This is a genomic window from Acutalibacter sp. LFL-21 (assembly GCF_025630755.1).
Lineage (GTDB): Bacteria > Bacillota > Clostridia > Oscillospirales > Acutalibacteraceae > Acutalibacter > Acutalibacter stercoravium.
Window position 1 is genome coordinate 33,991 of record NZ_JAOTNT010000013.1, and the last position, 14,858, is coordinate 48,848.

Genomic DNA, 14,858 nt, shown 5'->3' on the forward strand with positions numbered 1-14,858 from the left:
GGAGGTGCGTGACAATGAAGCTCAATCAGCTGACAGCTACGCCCGGCGCTACCAAGGAGCGCAAGCGTATCGGCAGAGGGTATGGCTCTGGCACCGGCAAGACCGCCGGTAAGGGCCACAAGGGCCAGAAGGCCCGCGCCGGCCACGGCCAGCGCCCCGGCTTTGAAGGCGGCCAGATGCCCATGCAGAGACGCCTGCCCAAGCGTGGCTTTAACAATATCTTTGCCAAGGAGATCGCCGCGGTGAACGTGGGGGCTCTGAACAAGTTTGAGGACGGCGCTTCTGTAGACGCCGCTGCCCTTGTTGAGGCTGGCATCCTGAATAAGAACTGCGACGGTGTGAAGATCCTTTCCAACGGGAAGCTGGAGAAGAAGCTTACCGTGAAGGCCAACGCCTTTTCCGCGGCTGCCAAGGAGAAGATCGAAGCCGCTGGCGGAAAGGCCGAGGTGATCTAAGTGTTTAACACGATCCGAAATGCATGGCGGATCCCGGACCTGCGCAAAAAGCTGCTGTACACGCTGCTCATCATCATCGTGTTCCGCTTTGGTTCGGTTATTCCAGCGCCCTTTCTGGACGCTGCGGCCCTTTCGGAACTGATGGCGAACGCGGGGCAGAACTCCGCCCTGGGCTACATCAACATGCTCACCGGCGGCGCGTTCTCCTACGCCTCTTTGTTTGCCATGGGCATCACGCCCTACATCAACAGCTCCATCATCATGCAGCTGCTGACCATTGCCATTCCGCCCCTGGAGCGCCTTGCGAAAGAGGGCGAGGAGGGCCGCAAGAAGATAGCCACCATCACCCGCTATGTCACTGTGGTGCTGGGCCTGATCCAGGGCGTGGCGTACTACTTCTATCTGCGGACCAACGGCATTGTGGCCTATACCGACGGCTTTGCCGGCGTGTTTGTGGCCGTGGTCATTGTGCTGACCTTTACGGCCGGCACCGCCCTGATCATGTGGATGGGCGAGCAGATCAATGAGAAGGGCGTGGGCAACGGCATCTCCATCATCCTGTTTGCCGGTATCGTCGCCCGGCTGCCGGTCACCTTCGGCACCGTGTGGCAGTATATGCAGCTGGGCATGGAGAGCGCGGCCACCAGCGGCCAGTACCTGGTGCTGGCGCCCCTGTTCATCGTGCTGTTCCTGATCGTCATTTGGGTCATCGTCTTTATGAACGAGTCCGAGCGGCGCATCCCTGTGCAGTACGCCAAGAAGGTGGTGGGCCGCAAGATGTACGGCGGCCAGAGCACGTTTCTGCCTGTTAAGGTGGCAATGAGCGGCGTGATGCCGGTGATTTTCGCCAGCTCCATCCTGTTCATTCCCCAGTTCATCCAGTTCTTCTGGAACCCCTCTGGCGGTTTTGGCAAGGCGGTTTTGGACGCCTTCTCCCAGACTGGGTGGCTGTATATCGTGCTCTACTTCCTGCTGATCGTCATGTTCGCTTATTTCTATATGTCCATCCAGTATAACCCGCTGGAAATGGCCAATAATCTCCGCCAGAACAACGGCACTATCCCGGGCATCCGCCCCGGCAAGCCCACGGCGGACTTTATCGCGAAGATCCTTTCCAAAGTCACCCTGATCGGGGCCCTGTTCCTGGCTTTTGTGGCCCTGATTCCGATTATCTATACCAACGTGACCGGCATGTATGGCCTCTCCCTGGGCGGCACTTCTATCATCATTATTGTGGGCGTTGCCCTTGAGACCGTCAAGCAGCTGGAATCCCAGATGATGCTGCGTCACTACAAAGGCTTTTTGGATTAACGGAAACGGAGGACGATACCATGAAGCTGATCCTGTTAGGTGCGCCTGGCGCCGGCAAAGGCACCCAGGCGGAAAAGATCTGCCAGAGAAACAACATCCCCACCATCTCGACGGGGAACATTCTCCGTGAGGCGCTGAAGAGCGGCACGGAAATGGGCCTGAAGGCCAAGACCTACATGGAGAGCGGCCAGTTGGTGCCCGATGAAATCCTCATCGGCATCATCAAGGACCGCCTGGCCCAGGAGGACTGCAAAGGCGGTTTCATCCTGGACGGCTTCCCCAGGACCATTCCCCAGGCCGAGGCTCTGGACAACATGGGTGTGGAGATCGACGCTGTCCTCGACATCGAGGTGGCGGATGAAGACATCATCACCCGTATGTCCGGACGCCGTGTTTGTGAAAGCTGCGGATCCTCTTACCATGTGCTGTACAAGCAGCCCAAGGAGGAGGGCAAGTGTGACATCTGCGGCGGCACCCTCGTCCAGCGCAAGGACGACCACCCCGACACTGTCAAGGAGCGGCTGGAGGTCTATCACACCCAGACAGAGCCCTTGAAGGAATATTACAGCAAGCAGGGCAAGCTGCTCGTGGTGCATGGGCAGGATAAGGTGGAGGACACCACCCGCCTGGTTATGGAGGCCCTGGAGGACCTCACATGATCGTGCTCAAAACGAGCCGCGAGCTCTCCATTATGCGCAAGGCAGGGAAGATCTCGCAAAAGGCTTTGCGGCTGGCTGGAGAGGCGGTCGAGCCCGGGGTTTCCACTTGGGAAATCGACAAGATTGTCCGCCAGTATATCGAGAGCGAGGGGGCAACCCCCAGCTTTCTGGGATACAGCGGCTATCCGGCCAGCGCCTGCATTTCTGTAAATAACGTGGTCATCCACGGCATACCCTCCAAAAGCACCATTCTAAAGCACGGCGACATCGTCAGCGTCGACGTAGGGGCGTTTTACCAAGGGTTCCATGGCGACAATGCCTGGACCTTCCCCTGCGGGCAGATCAGCGAGGAAGCCCGGGCGCTTTTGGAAGCCACAGAGAAGAGCCTGTTTTTAGGCATTGAGCAGGCCCGTCCCGGCAACCGCATTGGCGATGTGGGCCATGCGGTGCAGGGGTATGTCGAAGCTCGCGGTTACTCGGTGGTACGAGAATTCGTCGGCCACGGAGTAGGTGCGAAGCTCCATGAAGATCCCAGCGTTCCCAATTACGGCACGCCCGGCAGGGGCGTGCGGCTGATGCCCGGCATGGTCATCGCCATCGAGCCCATGATCAACGTGGGCAAGCCCGGGGTGAAGATCCTGGACGACGGCTGGACCACCGTGACCCAGGACGGAAGCCTTTCCGCCCACTTTGAGCACACCGTGGCCATCACTCCCGATGGGCCCGTGCTCCTCACCGCTTTGGACTGAGGAACGGCCATGGAGTGGAAACGGGGCCAGGTTGTGCGGTCGCTTGCCGGCCATGATCAAGGCAGCTTCCTCACCGTGCTGGAAGCCGCCCCGCCCTACGCGGTGGTGGCGGATGGAAAGCGCCGGCCCCTGGAGCGGCCCAAGCGGAAAAAGCTTTTCCACTTGGCGCCCACCAGCCAGGTGCTGCCCGAGGAGGCCTTAAAAACCAATCGACAAATTCGCGCCGCCCTGCGCTCCTTTGAGCAAGCGGCGGTAAAGTGAAGCGGAGGTTTTCCTATGTCAAAGCAGGACGTAATTGAAGTGCAGGGGGTCGTAAAGGAAGCGCTGCCCAATGCCACGTTTCAGGTAGAGCTTCCCAACGGGCACACGGTGCTGGCCCACATTTCCGGCAAGCTGCGGATGAACTTCATCCGCATCCTTCCCGGAGACAAGGTCACCATGGAAATGTCACCCTATGACCTGACCAAGGGCCGCATTACCTGGCGCTCGAAATAAACGCGAACAAGAACTGTATCCTTATAAAGGAGGCACATCATGAAAGTAAGACCTTCTGTTAAGAAAATGTGCGAAAAGTGCAAGATCATCAAGCGCAAGGGCAAGGTCATGGTCATCTGTGACAACCCCAAGCATAAGCAGCGCCAGGGCTAAGGGCCGGCGCAATACCATGGAGGTGTAAGAATGGCTCGTATTTCCGGTATTGACTTACCCAGAGACAAGCGGATTGAGATTGCCCTGACCTATATCTACGGCATCGGCCGCAAGACTGCCAGCAATATCTGCGCCCAGACCGGCGTGGACCCTGACATCCGGGTGAGAGACCTTTCTGAAGACGATACAGCGAAGCTGAGAGATTATATCGACAAGAACTGCCATGTGGAGGGCGACCTCCGCCGGGACGTTGCCTTTGATATCAAGCGCCTGATCGAGATTGGCTGCTATCGCGGTGTGCGCCACCGCAAGGGCCTGCCGGTCCGCGGCCAGCGCACCAAGACCAACGCCCGCACCCGCAAGGGCCCCCGCAAGACCATGGCCAACAAGAAGAAGTAAGAGGAGGGATTCTACATGGCAGCACAAAAGGGTACTAAGGGCGCTGTGCGCCGCCGCCGTGAGCGCAAGAATATCGAGCGCGGCGCCGCCCACATTCAGTCTACCTTCAACAACACCATCGTCACCATTACCGACACCCAGGGCAACGCTGTTTCCTGGGCCAGCTCTGGCGAGCTGGGCTTCCGCGGCTCCCGGAAATCCACTCCCTTCGCCGCGCAGACGGCCGCTGAGACCGCTGCCCGCCTGGCAATGGAGCATGGCATGAAGTCCGTGGAAGTTTACGTGAAGGGCCCCGGCGCCGGCCGTGAGGCCGCTATCCGCGCCCTGCAGGCCGCCGGCCTGGACGTGAGCATGATCAAGGACGTCACCCCCATTCCCCACAATGGTTGCCGCCCGCCGAAGCGCCGCCGCGTCTGAGTTGAAAGGAGAACAAAGCTATGGCTAAGAATATGCAGCCCATCGCAAAGCGCTGCCACGCGCTGGGGATCTCTCCTGCGGTTATGGGCTACGCGAAGAAAACCACCCACCGCAACCCCGGCAGCCAGATGAGAAGAAAGAAGGGCGAGTATGCCCTGCAGCTGCAGGAGAAGCAGAAAGTCAAGTTCGTTTACGGCATTCTGGAGAAGCAGTTCCGCTCTTATTATGAGAAGGCTACCCGCATGCCCGGCCGTCCCGGCGAAAACCTCCTGATCCTGGTGGAGCGCCGCCTGGACAACGTGGTGTACCGCCTGGGCTTTGCTACCACCCGCCGGGACGCCCGGCAGCTGGTGACCCACGGCCACTTCACTGTCAACGGCCAGAAGGTGGACATCCCCTCCTACCTGGTGAAGGTGGGCGACGTCATCGAGGTGAAGGCTTCCAGCCGTTCCTCTGTGAAGTTCTCCAAGCTCACCGGTGAGGACGCCCCCCTGGTGACCGTTCCCCAGTGGCTGGACCGGGAGAAGAACGCCCTGAAGGGCACTGTGGTACAAATGCCCGTCCGCGAAGATATCGACCTGCCCGTGGAAGAGCACCTCATCGTGGAGTTGTACTCCAAGTAATGCGGGCTCCCATTTTAAGCAGCAAAGTTTGCACTGTGTAAAAAGGAGGATCGCGGATGATTGAGATCGAGAGACCCAAGATTGAAATTGCTGAAATTTCGGAAAACGGCACATACGGCAAATTCGTGGTCGAGCCCCTGGAGCGGGGATTTGGCACCACGCTGGGCAACAGCCTGCGGCGGGTGCTGCTCTCCAGCCTGCCTGGGGTAGCCGTGAAATCCATCAAGATCGACGGCGTGCTCCACGAATTTTCCACCATCCCGGGGGTAAAGGAAGACGTCACCGAGATTGTGCTCAACATCAAGGGCCTGGTGGCGAAGCTGTACTGCGACGGCCCCAAGACCGTGGAGATCTCCGCGGAGGGCCCCTGCGAGGTTACGGCCGATTCCATTAAAAGCGACAGCGAGGTAGAGGTGCTGAACCCCGAGCTGCACATCGCCACCCTGGGCGAAGGGGCCAGGCTCTATATGGAGCTTACCCTGGATAAGGGAAGGGGCTATGTCTCGAACGAGCGCAACAAGCAGAATATGCCCGAAGGCGTGATCGGAGAGATTGCGGTCGATTCTATTTACACACCTGTGCTCAAGGTCAACTTCAATGTGGAAAGTACCCGCGTGGGCCAGAGCATCGACTATGACAAGCTGACACTGGAAGTTTGGACCAACGGCGTCATCAACGCCCAGGAGGCTGTCTCTCTGGCGGCCAAGGTCCTCACCGACCACCTGAACCTGTTTGTGGACCTGTCCGACAAGGGCAAGAGCACCGAGATCATGGTGGAAAAGGACGAGGGCGGCAAGGAAAAGGTGCTGGAGATGACCATTGAAGAGCTGGACCTGTCCGTCCGCTCCTTCAACTGCCTCAAGCGCGCCGGTATCAACACGGTGGAGGATCTGATCAACAAGTCCGAGGAGGACATGATGAAGGTCCGCAACCTGGGACGCAAGTCCCTGGAGGAAGTCGTGTGGAAGCTGGCTTCCCTGGGCTTCAGCCTGCGCAAGGAAGACGAATAAGAGCAACCTACTTTTTGATACGATAGGAGTGAATATCCATGCCGGGAACGAGAAAGCTGGGCCGTGAGACCGCCCATCGCACCGCTATGCTCCGTGGCTTGGTGACCTTCTTCCTGGAGAACGGGAAGATCGAGACCACCGTGACCCGCGCCAAGGAAGTGCGCGCCATGGCGGAAAAGATGATCACCATTGCCAAGCAGGATAACCTGCACAACAAGCGCCTGGTGATGAGCTTCATCACCAAGGAGAGCGTGACCAACAAGCTGTTCACGGAGATCGCCCCCAAGTATGCTGACCGCAACGGCGGCTACACCCGCATCACCAAGCTGGGGCCCCGCCGCGGCGACGCTGCTGAGATGGCGATTCTGGAGCTGGTTTAAGGAAAAAGCTCTGAGAAGAGCAGTGATCTAGAAATACAAGCCGCGGCCAGCATTGGAAAAGGGACCTTCTTTTCCAATGCTGCGGCAAAGAGGAAGCCCGTGGGCGCAAGCCTGCGGGCTTCCTCTTTGCAATGCGAGCGACGCTGCTGAGATGGCGATTCTGGAGCTGGTTTAAGGAAAAAGCTCTGAGAAGAGCAGTGATCTAGAAATACAAGCCGCGGCCGGCATTGGAAAAGGGACCTTCTTTTCCAATGCTGCGGCAAAGAGGAAGCCCGTGGGCGTAAGCCTGGGGGCTTCCTTTTTTTGCGCAAAAAAGAGAGGGCAGCCGCTGCCCTCTCTTTCCCATTCTATGTGAGAAGAAAATGCCGTTCAGTTTTCCCAGTACATCTTGGTCTTGGTGTTGATTTCCCCGGACTCCAGCGCAAGGGTCATGGGGGCGGGGGCCGCTCCCGCCAGGCCGCCCCGCTCGGGGATGGTCAGGTCGCTGTGCAGGGTGAGCTTGCTGCCGGTGAACTCCAGGGTCAGCACCAGGCCGGTGGACATGCGGGTGTTGCGGATCTCCACCTCCAGCCGGTCGTGGGCCCTCCAGGCGCCGTTGGCCCCAAAGACCGTCCCGTCGATGAGGGAGTCCTCAAAGTGGCCGGTCATGCCCAGGCGCAGCTCCCGGGTGCCGTTGTCCTGGTGGAACAGCAGCCGGGCGTCGTCCCCCTGAAAGTGGAACTCCAAGCGCTGCAGCTTGCCACCCACGTCGCTGAAGTGTCCGCCCCCGGCTACCAGGTCGTACAGGCCGGGGATAGAGCCCTCCGGCAGGTACACGGCGCCGTGGAGGGAGGCCTCCGCCCCGGGGTTGCGTTTGCCCAGCTTGGGGTTCAGCTCCAAACGCTCCAGGCGTTTTTGAAGCCGGTGCTGGGCGTGGGGGTCCTCCGGCAAGGGGCTGTCGGAAAAGGCGGGAAGCAGCTTGTCCCACAGGGCGGTGAGGACTGCCTGCAGCCGCATAGAGGCGGACTGGATGACCACCACCGCGTCCTGGGGCCCCAGCACTACGCCATACTGCCCAAAGGCGCCGTCCCCCCGGAAAATGCCGGGCTTCGAGCAGCGCCAGAATTGGAAGCCGTAACCGGCGTGCCAGTCCGGGTCCCCATCCCAGCCGGGGCCCTTGTTCTCAATCTGCTTGGATGTGGCCGTCTCAAACCATTCCGCGTTTAAAAGCTGGCGGCCCTCCCAAACGCCCTTGTTGGCCACAAATTGGGTGAAGCGCGCCATAGCGTCCAGGGTGAGGTAAGAGCCGGCGCCGCCCATTTCTGTGCCGTCCGACAGGGCGTGGCAGTGCACATCCCCCATGCCCAGGGGCTCGAAGAGCCGGGGCTTTAGGAACTGGGTCAGGGTTTGCCCCGTCTTCCGTGCCAGGATGGCGGCAAGCAGGTTGGTGCCGGCGGTGTTGTAGAGGAAATGGGTGCCGGGCTCGTAGACGAAGGGGTGATGGAGGAAGGAGGCAATCCAATCCGGGTCATCCTGCCCCAGGTTGGGGATCTCGGTGGCGTGGCCGCAGCCCATCATCAGCAGGTGGCGCACCTGGCACTTTTGCAGGTTCTCGCTGGGTTCCTCCGGGATCTTGTCCGGGAAGAGGTCCACCAGCCGGTCATCCAGGGAGAGCAGCCCCTCCTGTACGGCAAAGCCGATGGCAGTGGAGGTCAGGCTCTTGGTGAAGGAGAACATGGCGTGGGGGGTCTGAGGGTTGTAGGGCTTCCAATGGCCCTGGGCAAAGACCTTGCCGTGGCGCAGCAGCATAAAGCTGTGCATCTCAATGCCATAGCGGTAGAGCTCATCCAGCAGGTCCAGCACGGCCTGGGAGGGCACGCCCACACTTTCGGGAGAAACGCGGGGAAATTCCATGAGGCAGCATCCTTTCTAAAACGGTTTTTATCGCAAGAGCGGAAAAGCTCCGGTGTCTTTTCAAGCAAAGGGGCCTATGCCGGCACCCTGCTAAAAAGCCCTGTGAAAAAAGTGTAGCACAGATTAAACGGGAATGCAATGCGGCATACTAGCCATGACCGGATGAAAAATGAAAAGAGAGGGGACCATCACATGGTAAAGATCCAGAAGGTATATGGCTGCGAGATCTTGGATTCCCGGGGGAATCCCACGGTTAGCGCCACGGTGCAGCTCTCCGACGGCACCATGGGCACAGCCGCGGCGCCCTCCGGGGCTTCCACCGGCAAGTTCGAGGCCGTGGAGCTGCGGGACGGGGACCAGCGCCGGTATGGGGGCAAAGGGGTGCTCAAGGCGGTGCGGAACATTGCGGAGGTCATTTCCCCGGCACTGGAGAAAATCCCCAGCCTGACGGTCCGGGAGATTGACCGGGTGCTGCTGCGGCTGGACGCCACCCCCAACAAGGCCCGCTTGGGGGCCAACGCCACTCTGGCAGTGTCCATGGCGGCGGCCCGGGCCATTGCCGCTCACTACCGCATGCCCCTGTACCGGTTTTTGGGCGGGGCCAACGCCCACACCCTGCCCCTGCCCATGATGAATATTCTCAACGGCGGGGCCCACGCGGGCAACAACATCGACATCCAAGAGTTTATGATCGTTCCCACCGGGGCCTGCTGCTTCCGGGAGGGGCTGCGCTGGTGCGCGGAGATCTATCACACCCTGGGCGCCCAGCTGAAGGAGCGGGGGCTTTCCACCGGCGTGGGGGACGAGGGCGGCTTTGCCCCCGACCTGGAGAGCGACGAGGCCGCCATTGAGGCGGTGCTGGCGGCCATCGAAAAGGCGGGATACGGCGGCAAGGTGCAGCTGGCCCTGGACGCCGCTGGCAGCGAATGGGCCCAGGGGAACCGCTACCGCCTGCCCAAGCGGGGGAAGGAGCTCTCCACCCAGGATTTGATCGCCTATTGGGAGGGGCTGGTGGAGAAATACCCCATCCGGTCCATTGAGGACCCCCTGGGGGAAGAGGACTTTGCGGGCTGGGCAGAGCTGACCCGCCGCCTGGGGGACAGGGTCCAGCTGGTGGGGGACGACCTGTTTGTCACCAACCTGGAGCGGCTGCAGCAGGGTATCGACGAGGGGGCTGGCAACGCCATCCTCATCAAGCCCAACCAGATCGGCACCCTCTCCGAGACCTTGGACTGCATGGAGCTGGCCAAGCGCAGCGGATACAGGACCATCGTCTCCCACCGCTCCGGCGAGACGGAGGACACCTTCATCGCCGACCTGGCGGTGGGTGTCAACGCCGGGCAGATCAAGACCGGCGCCCCCTGCCGCACAGAGCGGGTGGCCAAGTACAACCGCCTGCTGCGCATTGAGGAGTGCGAGTGCCCCGAGGCCCAGCGCCGGGAAAAGTGACCTCTGCATAAACCTGCCTCCCGCCGGGAAGACTGGGGGAGAAGACCGGCCGGAAGGAGGGGGAGAGATGGAAAAGCATGTGCTGATCGTGGCCACCACCCAGGATTTCCTGCTGAAATTTGAGAGGGACAATGTAAGGCTCCTTCAGGAGATGGGCTATACGGTCCACTATGCCGCCAACCTGAGGGAGCCCGCCTATGTTTCGGACGGGGCGCGCATCCGGGCCCTGGGGGTGGAGGTCCACCACATCAGAGCTGCCCGCTCCCCCTATCTGCTGCGGGAAAACCGCGCTGCCCTGTCCCAGCTGCTAGAGCTGGTGGGGCGCTACCCAATTCGGGCTATCCACTGCCACACCCCGGTGGGGGGCCTGCTGGGAAGGCTGACGGGGCGTTTCTCCCGGGAGCGGCCAGTGGTGGTGTACACGGCCCACGGGTTCCACTTTTTCCGGGGGGCGCCCCTGTACAACCGGCTGGCCTTTTATCCCGTGGAGCGGGGCCTGGCCCGCTTTACGGATGTTTTGGTCACCATCAACGCGGAGGACTACCGGGCGGCCCGAAAGCTGCCCTTGCCCCCCGGCGGCAAGGTGTTCCGCCTGCCGGGAGTGGGCCTGGACCGGGCCCTGTTTTCCCCTCTGCCCGCCCCGGAGCGCCAGGCGCTGCGCAGGCGGCTGGGGGTGGGGCCCCAAGAGCTGTTCCTCCTCTCGGTGGGGGAGCTGAACTTGAACAAGAACCACCGGGTGGTGCTGGAGGCCCTCTCCCTGCTGAAAGGGCAGCCCGGTGGCCTGGAGGGCATCCGCTACGGCATCTGCGGGGAAGGCTTCTCCCGGCCCATGCTCTCCCAGGAGATCCGGGAGAGGGGCCTCTCGGACACGGTGACCCTTTACGGCTACCGGCCGGATATCCCCCAGCTGTTGGCCTGCGCCGACGCCACCGTGTTCCCCTCCCGCCGGGAGGGGCTGGGCATGGCGGGGCTGGAATCCCTGGCCATGGGGGTGCCCGTGCTGGCGGCGGACAACCGGGGCACCCGGGAGTACATGGTCCACGGGAAGAACGGGCTGGTCTACCCCTGGGATGACCCGGCGGGCTTTGCCCGGGGCATTGCCCTGCTGCGGGGGATGGACCCGGCCCGCCGCCAGGCCATGAGCCGGCGGTGCGTGGACTCGGTGGCACCCTTTGACAGGAGCCGGTCCCAGCAGGTGATGAGGGCTGTGTACCGGGAGATGGACAGAAAGGTGAGGGAGCGTTATGAGACAGGACCCCTTGGTCAGCGTAGTAATGGGCTCGTTTGAGCCCTGCTGGAGCAGGCTCCGCCGGGCGGTGGACTCCCTGGTGGGACAGACCCTACCAGAGTGGGAGCTGCTCCTCTGGGACGACGGCTCCTCCCCCCAGGGGGCTCTGGCGCTGGAACAGGCCGCCCGGCTGGACCCCCGGGTGCGGCTGGTCCACGCCGGGGAAAACCGGGGGCTGGCCCATGGCTTGAACCAGTGTGTGGAAAGGGCCCGCGGCCCCTACATCGCCCGTCTGGACGACGACGACCTGTGTTTTCCACAGCGGCTGCGGCGGCAGGTGGATTTTTTGTGGGAACACCCCGCCTACCAGTGGGTGGGGTCGGCGGCGCTGCTGCTGGATGAAAGCGGCCCCTGGGGCAGGCTGCGTCCCCCCACCCGCCCGGGGCGGCGGGACTTCCTCCGCGCCTCTCCCTATATCCACCCCTCGGTGATGTTCCGCCGGGAGGTGCTGGAGCTGGCCGGGGGCTACCGGGAGGACAAGGCCCTTTTCGGCTGCGAGGACTACGAGCTGTTTGCCCGGCTCCACAGCCGGGGCTTTCGGGGCTATAATCTGCCGGAGTGCCTTTTGGGCTATTGGGAGAGCCGGGCCTCCTACGCCAAGCGCACCCCGGCCCGCCGCCTGCGGGAGGCAGCCCTCCGCTGCCGGGCGCTGCCCCGGCTGGGCCTCCCCCTGCCGGAGGCTCTGTGGGGTGCAGCCCGCCCTCTGGCGGTGAGCCTGGTGCCCCCTGGGGTGCAATACCGGCTCAAGCGCTGGGAAAGGGGGCTGCCCCATGGATGAGCGGAGCGCCCTCTACCGCAGCTTGGCGGGGGATCCCATCGCCCGGCGGGTGGAGGGGCTGCCCGGCTCCTCCCCGTGGGAGCAGGCCGCCTGCTGGGCGCTGGCCCCGGCCGTGGGGGCCTTTTCCCAGTGGGTGCTGGGCCGGGCCCTGAAGGACGGGGTAAGGCGGCTGTACTTCCTCTCCCGGGACGGCTGGCACTTCTATCACATGGCCCAAAGGCTGTGCCGCGCCTGGAGCTTGCCGGTGGAGTGCCGGTATCTCTACGGCTCCCGGTACGCCTGGCGGCTGCCCCTGTACCACACGGACCACCGGCGGGCCCTCTCCCAGCTGTGCGGGAAGTTGCTTTCTCCCACGCTGGAGGGAGTGCTGCGCCAGGCGGGGCTTTCCCCAGAAGAACGCGCCGGGGTGCTGGGAGAGCTGGCGGTTTCGGGGAACAGTGTCCTTTCCCCCGGGGAGCGAAGGGCGCTGTTCCAGAAGCTGAAAGCCTGTCCCCGGTTCCTGTTCCTGATGGACCGGAGCTCCCGCCAGGCATTGCCCGGGCTTGCCGGGTATCTCCGGCAAGAGGGCCTTTTGGAGGGCGTCCCCTGGGCCCTGGTGGACAGCGGCTGGATGGGCTCTACCCAGGAGACCCTGGCCCAGGCCCTGGCTTTGCTGGGGGCCGCTCAGGGGCCCCGGGGCTATTACTGGGGGCTGTACCGGGCGCCCCAGCTGGGGCGGTGGGCTTGCTATTCCTTTTCTCCGGGGAGGGAGCTGAAGCGCCAGGCGGGCTTCTGCCCCGGTTTTTTCGAGGCGGCGCTGGCTGCCCCCCAGGGCATGGCCTTGGGCTATGAGGAGCGCCGGGGCCGCTTTATCCCCCGGCTGGGAGATCCTCCGCACGGGGGAACGGTTTCCCAGGAGCTGGAGGAGCTCTTCGCAGACTATGGGGAAAAGCTGCTCCAAGAGGGAGCGCCCCGGAACCTGCTGGGCCGGGCTGCGGCGGAGCTGCCCCGGGTCTGCTCCCTTTTGGAACAGCTGATGACTTGGCCCACCCGCCAGGAGGCGTCCGCCTTTGGGGCGCTGCCTTTTTGGGACAGCCCGTTGGAGGGAGCGGCCGGGCCCCTGGCCTCCCCGCCGGGCGGGAAAAGCCCTTGGCCCGAGGGCAGCGCCGCGCTGTATGGAAAGTGCCCAAAACAAGAGCTGGCGGCCTTGCGGGCCCGCCGTTGGGCCAGGGTGTTCAAGCTGGCCTGGAAGGCTTAGAAAGCGGAAAGGAGCGCGTTATGGAAAAACGGGAGCAGTGGCGGCAGTATGGCTTTGTCATCCAGCAGCTTACCAGCCGGGAGCTGAAGAGAAAGTACGCCCGGTCGGCACTGGGGGTGCTGTGGAGCGTTCTCAACCCCCTGCTCTCTATGGGGGTGCTTTCCCTGATCTTCTCCCAGATGTTCCGGCGCTCCATCGAGAACTACCCCATCTACTACCTGACGGGGTACCTGCTGTGGCAGGCCTTTACCGCCACCACCAACACGGCCATGACTACCCTGGCGGACAACCGCCCCCTTCTTTTGAAGGTGAAGTTCCCCATGGAGCTGTTCATCCTGGCCAGGGCGGCCACCGCCCTGGTGAACCTGGGATATTCCTTTTTGGCCTATGGGGTGATGCTGCTGGTGTTCCGCATCCCCCTCAGCGGGGCGGCCTTGGCCGTGGTGCCGGTGGTGGCCTGCCTCTCCCTCTTTTCCCTGGGAATGTCCTACGCCCTTGCCGCGGCCTATGTATTCTTTGGGGATGTGAAGCACCTGTACGCCGTGGCCTTGACCCTGTGGATGTACTGTTCAGCCATCTTTTACCCGGCGGACCAGCTCTCCGGGCCCATCCGCTGGGTGGTGGAGGTAAACCCCCTGTACCTGTTTATCCGGGTGCTGCGCAGCGCGGTGATGGAGGCCCAGCCCCCCAGCGGGGGAGAGCTGCTGCTCATGGTCCTGTGGGGCGGGGGCGTGTACCTGGTGGGCCGGGGGATCTTCCGGGCCTGCCGGGAGGCCGTCCTGCGGCGGCTGTGAGGGTACCGGCATGGAACAGAACACACCTGTCATCCAAGTGGAGCATGTAACCATGGAGTTCCGCCGGTCCCAAAGCCCGGCGGACAGCTTGAAAGAGCTGCTGCTCTCCCGGCGGCAGCGACCCCAGCCCTTCCGGGCTCTGGAGGACATGAGCTTTTCCGTGGCCCAGGGCCAGGTGGTGGGCATTGTGGGGAAAAACGGTTCGGGGAAGAGCACCCTGCTAAAGCTCATTGCCGGGGCATTGACCCCCACCGCCGGGCGCATCCTGGTGGACCGGGACAAGGTGCAGCTGCTGACCTTGGGCACCGGCTTTGACCCGGAGCTGACCGGCCGGGAGAACCTGTTCTTGAACGGGGCTCTCATCGGCCGCAGCCGGAAATTTCTTCAGGAGAATTATAATTCCATCGTGGAGTTCGCGGAGCTGGCGGGCTTTATGGAGGAGCGGGTGAAGAACTACTCCTCGGGCATGGTGTCCCGGCTGGGGTTTGCCATCGCTACCGCCGGGGACGCCCCAGAGATCCTGATTTTGGACGAGGTCCTCAGCGTGGGGGACATGTTCTTCCGCAAAAAGAGCGAGGCCCGCATCCGGGAGCTGATCCACGGGGGCTCCACGGTGCTGATTGTCTCCCACTCGCCGGGGGTCATCCGGGAGAACTGCACCCAGGCCCTCTGGTTGGACCGGGGCCGCCTGCGCCGGCAGGGAAGTCCCCAGGAGGTCTGTGCCGCCTATGAGGCCCAGACCTGACGACGATTTTGGAAAGGAGCATG

General features: G+C 62.6%; 19 protein-coding genes. 18 read left to right on the forward strand and 1 reads right to left on the reverse strand.

Annotated elements, in window-relative coordinates; all coding sequences use genetic code 11:
- Nucleotides 1-14: 14 nt before the first annotated feature.
- Genes rplO through rplQ form a run of 12 tightly spaced genes read left to right on the forward strand, consistent with a single transcriptional unit; the run spans nt 15 to nt 6,651 of the window.
- Nucleotides 15-455, forward strand: coding sequence for a 50S ribosomal protein L15 (gene rplO / locus ODJ80_RS12785; RefSeq protein WP_178863950.1), 441 nt, complete (start codon nt 15-17; stop codon nt 453-455).
- Complete coding sequence (secY, locus tag ODJ80_RS12790) at nt 456-1,766, forward strand: preprotein translocase subunit SecY (RefSeq protein WP_178863952.1); 1,311 nt, start codon at nt 456-458, stop codon at nt 1,764-1,766.
- A gap of 20 nt (nt 1,767-1,786) precedes the next feature.
- The gene (locus tag ODJ80_RS12795) at nt 1,787-2,425 is read left to right on the forward strand and encodes an adenylate kinase (protein ID WP_178863954.1); all 639 of its coding nucleotides are present in this window, start codon (nt 1,787-1,789) and stop codon (nt 2,423-2,425) included.
- Nucleotides 2,422-3,174: a type I methionyl aminopeptidase gene (map, locus tag ODJ80_RS12800; protein ID WP_178863956.1), complete on the forward strand. Its 753-nt coding sequence runs from the start codon at nt 2,422-2,424 to the stop codon at nt 3,172-3,174. The genes ODJ80_RS12795 and map overlap by 4 nt, the downstream gene beginning before the upstream one ends.
- 9 nt (nt 3,175-3,183) lie before the next feature.
- The gene (locus ODJ80_RS12805; protein ID WP_263042381.1) at nt 3,184-3,435 is read left to right on the forward strand and encodes a KOW domain-containing RNA-binding protein; all 252 of its coding nucleotides are present in this window, start codon (nt 3,184-3,186) and stop codon (nt 3,433-3,435) included.
- Between the two features lie 15 nt (nt 3,436-3,450).
- Nucleotides 3,451-3,669 carry a translation initiation factor IF-1 gene (gene infA, locus ODJ80_RS12810; RefSeq protein WP_016404089.1) on the forward strand — a complete coding sequence of 73 codons (219 nt, stop codon included), beginning with the start codon at nt 3,451-3,453 and terminating at the stop codon, nt 3,667-3,669.
- Nucleotides 3,670-3,708: 39 nt separating this feature from the next.
- Entirely contained in the window at nt 3,709-3,822 is a 114-nt protein-coding gene (rpmJ, locus tag ODJ80_RS12815) for a 50S ribosomal protein L36 (protein WP_016404088.1), read from the forward strand.
- A 30-nt stretch (nt 3,823-3,852) separates the two neighbouring features.
- On the forward strand, nt 3,853-4,221 hold the full coding sequence (rpsM, locus tag ODJ80_RS12820) for a 30S ribosomal protein S13 (RefSeq protein WP_178863958.1): 369 nt from the start codon (nt 3,853-3,855) through the stop codon (nt 4,219-4,221).
- A gap of 15 nt (nt 4,222-4,236) precedes the next feature.
- Nucleotides 4,237-4,638: a 30S ribosomal protein S11 gene (gene rpsK, locus ODJ80_RS12825; RefSeq protein WP_178863960.1), complete on the forward strand. Its 402-nt coding sequence runs from the start codon at nt 4,237-4,239 to the stop codon at nt 4,636-4,638.
- A 20-nt stretch (nt 4,639-4,658) separates the two neighbouring features.
- Nucleotides 4,659-5,261: a 30S ribosomal protein S4 gene (gene rpsD, locus ODJ80_RS12830; protein WP_178863962.1), complete on the forward strand. Its 603-nt coding sequence runs from the start codon at nt 4,659-4,661 to the stop codon at nt 5,259-5,261.
- A gap of 56 nt (nt 5,262-5,317) precedes the next feature.
- Nucleotides 5,318-6,271 carry a DNA-directed RNA polymerase subunit alpha gene (locus ODJ80_RS12835; RefSeq protein ID WP_178863964.1) on the forward strand — a complete coding sequence of 318 codons (954 nt, stop codon included), beginning with the start codon at nt 5,318-5,320 and terminating at the stop codon, nt 6,269-6,271.
- A gap of 38 nt (nt 6,272-6,309) precedes the next feature.
- The gene (rplQ, locus tag ODJ80_RS12840) at nt 6,310-6,651 is read left to right on the forward strand and encodes a 50S ribosomal protein L17 (RefSeq protein WP_178863966.1); all 342 of its coding nucleotides are present in this window, start codon (nt 6,310-6,312) and stop codon (nt 6,649-6,651) included.
- 369 nt (nt 6,652-7,020) lie between these two features.
- Here rplQ and ODJ80_RS12845 read toward each other — a convergent pair whose 3' ends face one another.
- Nucleotides 7,021-8,544 carry a serine hydrolase domain-containing protein gene (locus ODJ80_RS12845; RefSeq protein ID WP_263042382.1) on the reverse strand — a complete coding sequence of 508 codons (1,524 nt, stop codon included), beginning with the start codon at nt 8,542-8,544 and terminating at the stop codon, nt 7,021-7,023.
- 192 nt (nt 8,545-8,736) lie between these two features.
- On the opposite strand from ODJ80_RS12845, the gene eno reads away from it, so the two are divergent.
- The 6 genes from eno to ODJ80_RS12875 all read left to right on the forward strand — a co-directional run bounded on the left by eno (nt 8,737) and on the right by ODJ80_RS12875 (nt 14,835).
- On the forward strand, nt 8,737-9,993 hold the full coding sequence (gene eno, locus ODJ80_RS12850) for a phosphopyruvate hydratase (RefSeq protein WP_263042383.1): 1,257 nt from the start codon (nt 8,737-8,739) through the stop codon (nt 9,991-9,993).
- A gap of 67 nt (nt 9,994-10,060) precedes the next feature.
- Entirely contained in the window at nt 10,061-11,281 is a 1,221-nt protein-coding gene (locus ODJ80_RS12855; RefSeq protein WP_263042384.1) for a glycosyltransferase, read from the forward strand.
- Entirely contained in the window at nt 11,238-12,059 is an 822-nt protein-coding gene (locus tag ODJ80_RS12860) for a glycosyltransferase (protein WP_263042385.1), read from the forward strand. The genes ODJ80_RS12855 and ODJ80_RS12860 overlap by 44 nt, the downstream gene beginning before the upstream one ends.
- Nucleotides 12,052-13,296 carry a hypothetical protein gene (locus ODJ80_RS12865; protein ID WP_263042386.1) on the forward strand — a complete coding sequence of 415 codons (1,245 nt, stop codon included), beginning with the start codon at nt 12,052-12,054 and terminating at the stop codon, nt 13,294-13,296. The genes ODJ80_RS12860 and ODJ80_RS12865 overlap by 8 nt, the downstream gene beginning before the upstream one ends.
- A gap of 20 nt (nt 13,297-13,316) precedes the next feature.
- Nucleotides 13,317-14,090, forward strand: a complete 774-nt coding sequence (locus ODJ80_RS12870) for an ABC transporter permease (protein ID WP_263042387.1) — start codon at nt 13,317-13,319, stop codon at nt 14,088-14,090.
- A gap of 10 nt (nt 14,091-14,100) precedes the next feature.
- On the forward strand, nt 14,101-14,835 hold the full coding sequence (locus tag ODJ80_RS12875) for an ABC transporter ATP-binding protein (RefSeq protein WP_263042388.1): 735 nt from the start codon (nt 14,101-14,103) through the stop codon (nt 14,833-14,835).
- Nucleotides 14,836-14,858 lie beyond the last annotated feature (23 nt).